Origin of the sequence: Psychrobacter sp. W2-37-MNA-CIBAN-0211 (genome assembly GCF_040309405.1) — a bacterium.
GTDB lineage: Bacteria > Pseudomonadota > Gammaproteobacteria > Pseudomonadales > Moraxellaceae > Psychrobacter > Psychrobacter glaciei.
In genome coordinates this window covers 171,045-182,997 of the sequence record NZ_JBEOOU010000002.1, presented here as the reverse complement: position 1 = coordinate 182,997, position 11,953 = coordinate 171,045, and the positions used below count along the sequence as shown (strand labels likewise).

The 11,953-nt window shown below is 44.1% G+C and carries 8 protein-coding genes; 5 read left to right on the top strand and 3 right to left on the bottom strand.

Annotation, left to right across the window (positions count from 1 at the left end; all coding sequences use genetic code 11):
- The first annotated feature begins 409 nt into the window (after positions 1–409).
- Positions 410–1,786: a dicarboxylate/amino acid:cation symporter gene (locus AAEY72_RS03585; RefSeq protein ID WP_201591973.1), complete on the top strand. Its 1,377-nt coding sequence runs from the start codon at positions 410–412 to the stop codon at positions 1,784–1,786.
- A gap of 196 nt (positions 1,787–1,982) precedes the next feature.
- Here the strand turns inward: AAEY72_RS03585 and AAEY72_RS03580 are convergent, their stop codons facing one another.
- Entirely contained in the window at positions 1,983–2,738 is a 756-nt protein-coding gene (locus tag AAEY72_RS03580) for a TSUP family transporter (RefSeq protein WP_189585651.1), read from the bottom strand.
- Positions 2,739–3,240: 502 nt separating this feature from the next.
- Between AAEY72_RS03580 and nhaA the strand changes: the two genes are divergently transcribed.
- Together nhaA and AAEY72_RS03570 are read left to right on the top strand one after the other, a co-directional pair.
- Positions 3,241–4,440: a Na+/H+ antiporter NhaA gene (nhaA, locus tag AAEY72_RS03575; RefSeq protein ID WP_210540486.1), complete on the top strand. Its 1,200-nt coding sequence runs from the start codon at positions 3,241–3,243 to the stop codon at positions 4,438–4,440.
- An 81-nt stretch (positions 4,441–4,521) separates the two neighbouring features.
- On the top strand, positions 4,522–5,853 hold the full coding sequence (locus AAEY72_RS03570) for an oxygenase MpaB family protein (protein WP_352309471.1): 1,332 nt from the start codon (positions 4,522–4,524) through the stop codon (positions 5,851–5,853).
- Between the two features lie 96 nt (positions 5,854–5,949).
- Here the strand turns inward: AAEY72_RS03570 and AAEY72_RS03565 are convergent, their stop codons facing one another.
- The gene (locus AAEY72_RS03565; protein WP_189585659.1) at positions 5,950–6,687 is read right to left on the bottom strand and encodes an NUDIX hydrolase; all 738 of its coding nucleotides are present in this window, start codon (positions 6,685–6,687) and stop codon (positions 5,950–5,952) included.
- Positions 6,688–7,342: 655 nt separating this feature from the next.
- On the opposite strand from AAEY72_RS03565, the gene AAEY72_RS03560 reads away from it, so the two are divergent.
- Entirely contained in the window at positions 7,343–7,906 is a 564-nt protein-coding gene (locus AAEY72_RS03560; RefSeq protein ID WP_010201656.1) for an NUDIX hydrolase, read from the top strand.
- A gap of 72 nt (positions 7,907–7,978) precedes the next feature.
- Here the strand turns inward: AAEY72_RS03560 and AAEY72_RS03555 are convergent, their stop codons facing one another.
- A complete protein-coding gene (locus AAEY72_RS03555) occupies positions 7,979–11,056 on the bottom strand; it encodes an insulinase family protein (protein ID WP_352309470.1) in 3,078 nt (1,025 codons plus the stop codon).
- A 434-nt stretch (positions 11,057–11,490) separates the two neighbouring features.
- On the opposite strand from AAEY72_RS03555, the gene AAEY72_RS03550 reads away from it, so the two are divergent.
- Positions 11,491–11,952: a universal stress protein gene (locus tag AAEY72_RS03550; protein WP_010201658.1), complete on the top strand. Its 462-nt coding sequence runs from the start codon at positions 11,491–11,493 to the stop codon at positions 11,950–11,952.
- The last annotated feature ends 1 nt before the right edge of the window (position 11,953 follow it).

The following is an 11,953-nucleotide window of genomic DNA, read 5'->3' as shown; positions in this document are numbered from 1 at the left end:
TATCGCTTTAATCTTTTAATCATACGAAACCCTTACTGTCAAAAAGTTATTTAAATCAATCAGATAAATAAGAAAAAGCGAGACCGTCTAAAATAGGCGGTCTCGCTTTTTTTGCCAAAAAAATTTCCGTCTATATTTACTATTTAACATGTACTTTACTCGCATTTAAGGTCTTTATTATGACAATAAAATAAGTGAAACGGAAAAAATCGCTAATGTCACGATATTTAAATGATAAAAAAATCTTGCAGTACCCTTAACAATTATTTTATATTGTCAAAAAACTGACACTAAGTAACACACAAAAACATATAGACGTAACACCATCAGGCGTTGAGACAACAATCATAGATATATTGATTTATTGCCGTACTGACTACTGAGCGTTGCATATAAAAGGATAGAGGTTATGTGGAAAAATATGGGACTGACGGGCAAGATCATGGTTGCCATGGCGCTCGGTATCATACTGGGTTTGTTTATAAACTATTCAGGACTAAACGCTGAAGGCGGCTTTGTTAATACGTATATTACAAATGGCTTCCTCGCTATTATTGGCAAGCTATTTGTTAACTCACTCAAAATGTTGGTCGTACCGCTAGTACTTATCTCATTGATTTGCGGTGTGTGCGGTATTGGTGATATTCGTCTGCTTGGTCGTATTGGTACCAAAACCTTTATGATTTATATGTTCACCACCGCGCTTGCTATTGCGACGGCGATTGGACTTGGCTCGCTATTTGGTATCGGCAAGGGCATGAACATTGGCACTGACGCCACTTTTGAAGCAGCATCAGCGCCGCCATTGCTTGATGTTTTCTCAAACATCATCCCATCCAACCCCATCAGCGCGATGGCAAATGGTGATATGTTGTCGATTATTTTCTTTGCCATTCTCATCGGTGTCAGTATTCTGATGGTTGGTAAGCCTGCCAAAGGCTTGGTACAAAGCTTAGAGTTAATTAATGAAGTCATCTTAAAGATGGTGACTATCATTATGAACCTTGCCCCATATGGTGTCTTTGCTCTATTGACCAAGGCAATGGCTGAGCTTGGTTTAGACTTAATTTGGTCATTACTTGGTTATGTTGCGGTATTGGTCGGTTCATTGGCCTTCCATTTCTTTATCACCATGATGATTGTACTTAAGCTTGCTTCAGGCTTGTCTATCAAGACCTTTTTGGCAAAAATGCGCGAAGTTCAAATCTTTGCTTTTAGTACGTCAAGCTCAAACGCGACGATTCCTATTACCTTGCGTACCGTTACCAAGCGTATGGGTGTGAATAACTCTGTTGCTTCGTTTACCGTTCCTTTTGGTGCCACCATAAACATGGATGGTACGGCTATTATGCAAGGTACAGCAACCATCTTCATTGCCAATATTTATGGTATTGATTTGGGCGTGACCGAGTATCTGACGGTTATCTTAATGTCGGTCTTGGCCTCTGTCGGTACGGCTGGTGTACCGGGTGTTGGTCTGATCATGCTCTCTATGGTATTTGCTCAAGTTGGCTTACCAATCGAAGGTATTGGCTTAATCTTAGGTGTGGATCGTATCCTCGATATGTTACGTACTGCTGTCAACGTTGGTGGTGATGCGGCAGTAACTGCTATCGTGGCAAAATCAGAAGGCAAAATGGATCTGGCTATTTATAACGATCCTGACGCTGGCGCGAAAGACGTATTTGACGGTCATATTGATGAAGACAACGAGCGTGAATTCTCTGAAGTCTTTAGTGATGGCATCATGGGTAGTGAGTATGATGATGTAGATCGTCGTCGCTAATCAACACTGCTATAGTCATTCCACTATAAAAGTATTACAGCGTTAACCTCGCTTGAAGTATCACATATACATCTACACTCGGTTGCCTTGTACTACTTTTAAATTGAATCGACTATAAATAGACGTTCATAAAATAAAAAACCTCAGCCAAATCGGCTGAGGTTTTTTTGAGACATATAAGATTATTTATTATTGTTTAACCAAAAACGTATTTAGTTAACATGGCAAAACACACCAATACAATCATCGGACGAATCAGCTTACTACCGCCTTTAACCACCATGTGCGAGCCAAAATACGCACCTATCGTTTGCCCAACCATCATTGCTAGCCCCACTTTCCACAATACATTACCGCCCAAAATAAAGAAAATTAGCGAGCCAATATTGGTCGATAAGTTCAAGACCTTTGCCGCGCCTGTCGCTTCAATGATCTGACGACCGCGCAAAGCCACATTACCAAGCGCAAAGAACATGCCAGTTCCTGGGCCGATATAACCATCATAAAAACCAATTAAAGGTGCCACGACTTTTTGCCATTTGCCTTCTGAGATACGCGGTGCGGCTTCTACTTCACCAAGTCTGGGTGCAAATAGCGTATAAAGACCAATCGCTGCGATTAAAAACGGAATCAGCTTTTCGAGCAAATCAGGTGGTGACATCTGTACGGCGATCGTACCGATAACTGAACCGATAAAAGCAGCAATAATGGCCACCTTGATACGTTGTGGCTTGACAACCCCTTTTCTAATCATCGTAATGGACGCTGCTAGCGCACCTGAAGCGGCTTGCAGCTTGTTAGTGCCCAGCGTTAGCACTGGGGGAATATTGGCCAGTAGCATGGCTGGTATGGTCAATAAGCCACCACCACCTGCGATAGCGTCAATAAAACCTGCCAGCGCTGCCACGGCTGTCAGCATTAAAATAATCTCTAGAGAGAATGATAAGTCCATAACACCGACCTGTAAACTTTATGATGAAAAATGAAGAAGCCCTAAGAGCTGGCTTTAAGAACTGAGAATAAATGATCACTATAAGTGTTGCTACCAACTTTGCTAGTAGCTAGCCAATAGTACTGCTGATATGTATCAAAGCTGTGACAGAACACTGCGTAATGCCGCTCATTATAGAGATAAAAGACTAAAAAAAGCCAAAAACGAGCTGAAGTCTGCTAGATTTGTCTAACAGGTTATTGAAATATTTAAGAATAATATTTTTATCAATGACAGATTTTATGATTTATTCCTGCTTTGCCTCTCGCCATAGCGCTGGCATTTCGCTCTTATTAATAGGGTAAGATAGGTTTATGGTTTCAGTTTGACGGATTTTGTTGTGCATATGAATGAGATTATGAGAAACTGTTAACGTCTATCTGCGACATTGTCAAATTTAACAGTATAGATACTTGAGGTTATTGCATTATTTAGCAAATTGTATTTAGTAAATGAGGATGATATGGCAATAAAAAGAATTAAGGCATTTTTCGAATTTGAGGCAGCAGGCGGTATCATTTTAGCATTGGCTGCCATTGCTGCAATGATCATTGCTAATAGTCCCCTCAGCGTTTGGTATGAGGCTTTTATTCATGCCCCTGTATCCATTCGTATTGGCGAATTTGGTATTGCCAAAGATGCCAGTCATTGGATCAATGATGGTCTGATGGCTATTTTCTTTTTCTTAGTCGGACTTGAGCTAAAGCGTGAAGTCTTGATTGGTGAGCTCTCTAACATTAAGCAGATTATCCTGCCTGCTGGAGCGGCACTGGGTGGCATGATTATGCCCGCTATTGTCTATTTGCTCTTTAACTATAATGAACCTGATTTTTGGAAAGGTTGGGCGATCCCTGCAGCGACAGACATCGCTTTTGCTTTGGGTATCTTAAGCCTGCTTGGCAATCGTGTACCAAACTCATTAAAAGTGTTTTTGGTGTCTATTGCTATTTTTGATGATATTGGTGCCATTTTAATCATCGCCTTATTTTATACCAACGACTTGTCACTGGGCTCATTAGCTGTCGCTGGTTTGTGTCTGCCGTTTTTATATTTACTCAATCGTCGCAATGTGACGAGCATCACCCCTTATCTACTCATCGGCGTGATTATGTGGATTGCGGTACTCAAATCTGGTATTCATGCGACATTGGCAGGGGTGGTGTTAGCCCTATTTATTCCTATGTTCGATCGTACTGATCCTGAGCACTCGCCAGTAGAAGAGCTAGAACACGATCTACACAACACCGTTGCCTTTGGTATTTTGCCGCTGTTTGCGTTTGCCAACTCGGGTATCTCGCTCAAAGGTGCAGGCTTCGCTGAATTATTTCACTCAGTGCCGCTAGGTATCGCCGCCGGTCTTTTCATCGGTAAGCAACTGGGCGTGATGATAATGTGCTGGTTAATCTTTAAACTTGGCATCTCGACCATGCCACGAGGCATGAACTTTAAGCAAATCTACGGTGCATCCTTACTATGCGGGGTTGGTTTTACCATGAGTTTGTTTATCGGTGGCTTAGCATTCGCAGGCGACACGACCTTATTCGATGAGCGTTTGGGTATTATCATGGGTTCAATTGTCTCTGGTATCGCCGGTTACATGATGCTCAAAGCAACGCTAAAAGAAGACATTAACAGTACCTCGGTAGATCTAACCCGTCATTAATTCGATTGATGGGCCAATGAGGCAATAAGGTAATCGGTAAGCAACAGACGCACGCGATAGATGATAGGTGTAGAGATAAATATGAACAAAAAGCACAATGGTTTAGATTTAGACACCTATCGTCAGTCGGCAACTTCTTATCAGCGTCATGGCCGTACCACTGCTGTCGATGATCATAGCGACTTACAGGTCCTAAAACGCATTAAGCGTTATTTATTACCAAAAGACTTTGCCATCTCGCAAGACTTATTAAACGAGATAGTCGCGGGCTATGATATCGGTGATCCACTCGCAGATGATTTAGCGGCTGACGGTATTCGTTTTTCTAAACCCTTACAGCACATCATTCTTGACGATACTCCGACCTATGACCCCATAACCCACTCTTCGTTTAGCGCCTTAACTGAACAATTTAGCAGCCATCCAGATTGGTTTGATCCTAAGCTTGCGCAAATTGGCGCAGTCGCCTATCGACGTTATCCGCTGATGCTTATTTGGCTACTTCGTAACGTCGCGCTGATGGCTGGCTATAGCATCCCTGCCCTTTCCTTGCCTTTGATTCAAACCGGTGCTTTGATGCACGATGCGCTACCGCGATTGATGCGTACTTATGCTTACATTTTAGCGGTCTCTGAGCATCCACAATCAACTGCAAATATGGCTAACGACCGCCAGCCCATCGAGCAAGTGCTAGCGATTGGCTCTGAGGGGTGGCGGCAGTCCATTCAGGTACGGCAAATCCATACACTGGTGCGGCAAAACCTACTCAAAGGTAAAGGGAATGCTGCTAAAGGTGTCATAGCAAATGCCGACCAGCATCATAATCCAGATGGCAGCTGGAACACGGATTACTGGGGTCTTCCTATTAATCAAACCGATATGATTGCTACGCATTTGCAGTTTTCATTGTTGATTATGCGCGGCCTACGCCTACTGGGTGCACGCATCAGCCCTGAGGAAGCAGAAGGGATTTTGCATTTATGGAATCTGGCCAGCTACTGGATGGGCGTTGATTTAGAGCGCTTGCCAAAAGATGAAGCGGCTTGCTGGGAGTGGTTATATACTTATTTATCGATTCAACAGCTTGATTTTAAGATGGGTCAGCCATTAGCAAAAGCCTTGCATGATTTGCCGCGTCAACTGATGGGAGAAGACAATCGCCGTGGGCGTTTCGTTGAAATGGTCAATGCCAGTGTGACACGTACGCTAGTCGGTGACGATATCGGTGATGGCTTGGATTTGCCAAAATCGAAAATCCGCTTTGGCGTCTTATCGTCAGTACCGATTCTTTTTGCTCTCGACACGGCGCGCCAGCACAATCAAGCTGTGGCGCATAAATTAGAAGCGTTCCGTGCCAAACGGCAAGACAATATGAATTGGTGGCTCAAAAAAAATGACGACTACTATAAGTAATGATGACTACTATTTTTATAATAAATCCGCAAAAAATGTACTGGTGAGTGGTTCTTTTCGAGACATTTTAAGCGAAAAACTCAACTGCCCTGCGTGTTAATTGCGCGTATCTTGTATACGGTAATACCACTCAAGCTGCCGATCAAACCCCGTTTCTAATAAGCTAGCGATGACTCGTCCTGTTAAACCCCATACTGTTTCACCATCCACTTGCCAGCTGGGCGTAAGGATGGTCGCCATTTGATCTTGCATCGCATATTCTATCGCATACTCTACGGTGGGCTGAGTTAATAAGGTTTCAAAATCTGCCCAAAAAATGCGTGAGATTTCGCCAAGCTCAGGTACTAATACTAAATCTGGCGCAATAAGCGCGACAATCGGACGCACACTCATACCGCTTTTGGACGTTTGGATCGGCAATTGACCGAGTAGCTGGACTTTATTGGGTGGTAGCGCCGTCTCTTCGCAAGCCTCACGTAATGCGGTAACGACATTGTTACCATCACCAGCTTCATGCTTACCGCCCGCACAAGATACCTCGCCAGCATGACTATTCATGTGGGCAGCGCGGCGTGTCAATAGTAGCTTAGGATGGCGTTCATGGGTGATGGCAACCAATACTGAGGCATCGGCAATGGGCGTCTGATATAGGCTGTCTAAAATACGAGTACGACGAGAGGTGCCACCAGCGTTGTACATTGCTGGACTGGTGACAGCATTTAATGTCTCATGCTGCACTCGCTCTGCCAATTTTCTAATAGTGGGATAACGAATAAAGTCTGGCACAGCGACTGACAATTCATCAAAACTTACAGACTGCGGGGGAAGTAACATTATAATTGCCTTGTATTTTTATCAGTATAAAGCCTTGTCACAATAAGATATTCATAAAAACAATAGTCATAAAACGATAGTTATCGTCATCAAATCTATAAATTTATCATTAAATTATTTAATAATTGCTAGGGTGTGTACTCATCTTAAAAATGGTGATAAAAATGAGGTAAATTGCCGTCAAACAAGGAACATAGTATTGAGGACATGCCCTAGAGCGTGTGCTAACTAAAGACCCAAAATAATGTCTCAATCTAGATTAGCGCAATCGCCTGTTTACTGCATGCTATTTATGTGACTGCCTATTTGTATCATAAGAATTAATTGAGAGCCTCTGTTTTGTAGCAACAAATAGCGTCTCTGCGGTGAAATGATATAGTCAAGAAATCTTAGAATCGCTAAAAGGCGATCGACCGCAGATAGTACACTCAGTACATCTAGGACGGGTAACACCGTAGCGGTTTAAAAGTGCTCTGACTATACATTACTGTTATCATCATTCTGTGCAAAGAAAATATGTGCTATCTTAAGGTAATGGCTGCTATTTACGATCGTACGGCAGCATGACTGTTGCACCCTAAGTATAACGCTGCACACCCAAGCTATCACAATGACACCCCATATCCTTTCTTATCATAATAACAAGGCAGTTTATATGCGCTATTGTCTACAATGTGGCCACGAGGCTGAACGTAAAATACCGGCTACCGATAATATCCCGCGTTTGGTCTGTCCAAATTGTGGCTATATTCACTACGAAAACCCAAAGGTCATCTGTGGCTCATTGGTCGTTCACAAGGGCCGAGTATTGCTATGCCGCCGAGCGATTGAGCCACAATATGGCTTATGGACCATACCAGCAGGCTTTATGGAGAATGGCGAAACCATCGCTGATGGCGCGGCGCGTGAGAGCTTTGAAGAAGCTGAAGCGGTGGTGACCAACCCCCATCTATACTGCCTCTATGATATCCCTGATATTGGGCAAATTTATGCGATTTACTTGAACGATCTAAAAGATGGCGCTTATGGTATTGGCTCTGAGAGTCTTGACTGTGCGTTATTTAGTGAAGAAGACATTCCATGGGATAGCATCGCCTTTGAAGCGGTACGTCGCACGCTAACCAGTTACTTTGAAGATCGTAAGCAATTCGATAGCCATGATAAATTCCCTGTGCATCAAGATTATATTGGTAAAGACCAAAGCATTAAACGGTATTGATTAAGTGCTTAGGCACAAAAAAGCCAAGCTTGATGCTTGGCTTTTTTGTGCTTCATCGTAAGTCTGACCACCTTAGCTTTTTATTTTACAAACCTCAAAACCAAGATCTTTTACCTTTTCTTCTTTGTCATAAGGCGCTAAGACTGCACGCACATGTTTTTGCCCTTGCAAATATTGCTTGGCAACGCGCTGCAAATCATCAATAGTCACGGCTAAAATTGACGCACGCATTTTACGCTGCCAGTCAGCACCGCGATGATGCAGGTCAGAAAAACAGGCTTTGATCGCTTCGCCTGCTGGAGAGCCTGGTTTGTCCATACCGGAGATAATCCCCAAAATAGCTTCTTCCAATTGCTCGTCAGTTTGCGGCTCATTTAATAACCACTCGATACTGGCATCAAAGTGAGCAAAAGTCTCAGCACACTGCGGATCACGGTAGCTAAAGAACTTAAAGGCGCAAGCATTGGCATCGTAGCCCGCACCGCCACCATAAGCACCACCGCGCTCACGGATGGCGCTATGCAAATAGCCATTGCGCAAGTAAGGCGCTAATACCATCAAGGCTACTGTGTCAGGATGATCAGCCGCTGGAACCGTATAAGCACTGGCATTGTGATAGACGTTGGTCGGCACTAACCATGCCAAGTCCTCAACATCGAGCGCGACACCACTTTCTAACGATTTGACAACGTCTTTCTCACCATTTAGTGCCGCATCAAGTTGCAACTCAGCAAATTCGCTTGGGATATTGTCTTCAATACTAGCATCAGAGCTGCTTAGCTGCGCGGCAATACGTGGCGCTTGGCTGTCTTTCCAGCTATCGACAATCAAATTGCTTAAGCGTTCAGTTTGCTCGGCTTCACAGATGATGACGGCATGCTTAGGTAGGCTGATGAAACGTTGATGTAAATCCATCAAGCTGGTGGCTAATTTATCCCACTGTGCATCATCATTACTGGCATGGGTTAAAAAGTCCTTTAACGCATTCAATGCTGGCAGGCCACTACGCACATATTCTAACTGCGCTTGACGACTCATACCACGACTGGCCGTTTGCATCGCATAAGCATGCCCTGAACCAGCAAGGTTTGACTGCCAACCTGCTTGGCGCTGCTGCAGAATCTCTTTGATACGATCATGCTCCGTAAAGACGCTGTGCTCCATCACTTCTTTGAGTAAATCAATCGCCTCAGGCTTGCGGTTTAGTGCGCGCGTTGCCACCACAAAATAACTGCTGATAGACTGACTGTCATCAATATTGGTACGTTGGCTGATACGCGCTGTCACACCTGACGAATGCGCCGCTTGCTTGGCTTGCATCTCATGAGCGCTTAGCGAGTCGGTACCCAGCTCAGACAGTAAGCTTAAATAAATAGGCAGTAGCGGATGATTAATGACTTCATTGACGGGTAACTCGCTTGTACCTGCATTACCAATCGCATCGGTCAACGGCACAATTACTTGATAATAATACAAGCCATTGGTGCCTGCTTCATATTCAAATAAGGTGCTGTCTTGGCCGCTCAAATTTACTTGTTTTTGCTTGCCTTGCTTAAAGCTGATATCCGTCGGTACGTCATCCAAGCCAACTTTTGGCAATAAACTCAAATCATCTGGTGCTGCTTGGCGCGCTGCCAAATCCAATGCTTGCTTGTGCAAGATAGCTTTATCATCAGCGGTCAAATCCATGGCGATAGTGTCGAGACGCGTTTGCTCAGCTGCCGCTAAACGAGCCGTTTTTTCGCTGTCTGGTGTTAGGGTCACGCGCACGCGGTGATTGTTATCCAGTAGATGAGTCTTAATTAAATTCGGCAACCATTGCTCGTCTTTTACTTGCTCACGCAGCCATTGTAGATGCTCGTCCACTTCCCACACATCGATTGGATTGCCATCATGAATGGCGGTACTAAAGCCTTCTAGCATGAGATTCAAACCATAAGGAATGCTGTCACCGCCGATATGACGCTGATCTATCTCAATCTGATGCAGGATGGTTTCAATCGTTTCGTCATCGACTGGTGAGCTTGCAACTTCGGTCAGCAAATCTATGATGCCCTGCTCGACTGCTTCGGCATGCTCTGGGTTTGAACCGCGCAGACCCGTATAAAAGACCATTTCATAATGGCTGTCATCAAGCCCCAATAGCGGACTTGGTGCTTTGCCGAGTGGATGGCTGTCCAGATAAGCACGGAGTGGCGAGCCAGCATGCTCAATCAACACGCCTTCTAGTAGACGCAAAGCAAGGCGCTGCTTGGGGTCGGTAATCGATGGCAATAACCACGCTACAACATGATGGGTTTGGTCAGGGCCAGCTTCGTCAGCGGTATAAGTGTCGGTGGCGCTAATGGGTGCAGACAGACGTTTTTCTGGACGCGATACATGCTTCTTGCCCGCCTCAAACTGAATCAAGGCATCTTCATGAATCTTCGCTTGGGTGTCAGCGACAGGAATATTACCAAAGCTCATGATGACGCTGTTTGATGGGTGATAATGGCTTTGATGAAATTCGACCAGCTCATGATGGGTCAAGTCCGGAATATCAGCCGGCTCGCCGCCCGAATTATAATGGTACGTCGTCGTTGGGAAGAGATGATGGGCAACGGCATGATACAGCTGATCAATCTCGCCGCTCATAGCGCCTTTCATTTCATTAAAAACAATGCCCTTAAATTGCGGCTTGTCATTTTCATCTAACTCAACACGAATACCTTCTTGAGCAAAATCAAGCGGATGAATATTCGGGAAAAATGACGCATCAAGATAAACGGCAAGCAAGTTAAAGTAATCGTTTTTGTTTTGTGTGGCGTACGGATAAGCCGTCCAATCAGCAGCGGTCATCGCATTCATAAAGGTATTGAGCGAGCGCTTAATCATTGAGAAAAATGGATCACGCACAGGGAATTTTTCAGAACCACATAAAGCCACATGCTCTAAAATGTGCGCCTCGCCTTTTGAGTCCATTGGCTGGGTGCGAAAGCCTACCAGAAATGCATTTTCATCACTTGGATGTGCTAAGTGATAATGCATCGCACCAGTCTTGACATGCTGACTGATCAGCACATCCATCGATAGTGCCTCAATATGACGATGTTCAATCAACTCAAATGCGGAGTGCAATGTTAGGTCAGCGGTAAATGCGGTGTCAGTCATAGTTGTCCTTAGCTCATTATGTAGATAATGCCCTGCAGTTCAGGGTAAATAGAATGGTAACAATGTGCGTGATAAAATCATCATTAAAATTTAATGCTTAAAATTTTATCGGTTTTATGGTGGGTAAGCTATAGCAATGAAAAAATGGGTCTAGCGCTAATAGATGGGGCTAGCAGACAGAGAAGTCAAGGCATTATCCTAAGAAAGAGCAACGCTGATATAGTCAAATCCATATAAATCCGCTACATCGTCATCCGCGCTAAGCATACTAATGTATAACTTGCGCTCGGTTTCCTTGTATCGAAATTATTTGAATTCAACTATAGTACAACTAGGACGGGCAATACCTTAGCGGTTTAAAAGTATGCCGACATTACTTAACAGCAGTCATCAGTAGTGCTATAGTTAAGACTACTTGCTACGAGGAGCACCTCATGAGTTACCAACATATTTTACTGGTTACCGATTTGTTATCTGATGCCGACACAGTAGCGCAAAAAGCCAAACAAATCGTCGATAACCGCCCGGGTTCTAAGCTGTCTGTACTGCACATTGTCAAGGACACGATGGTTGGTTTTGGCTATGAGCTAGTACCCGCCTCTAGCTTATATGACCAGATTGACGATGAGCGTTGCCAAGAAGCACGAGCCAAGCTAGCACAATTTTTAGAGCGTAATGGCTTAACCGCCGTCAATGCCGAGGTGACTACCGCCATCTCTAGTAGCGAAGGTATCGTCAATTATTGTCATAAGCATGATGTTGATTTACTGGTTATCGGTCGTCATGAGCGCCATGGTATCGTCGCATGGCTCAGTGGGGCAACAGCAGATAATATTTTGCCAAATGTACCCTGCGATAGCTTAGTCGTGAGACTGGATAAGCCAGTTAATAAATAAG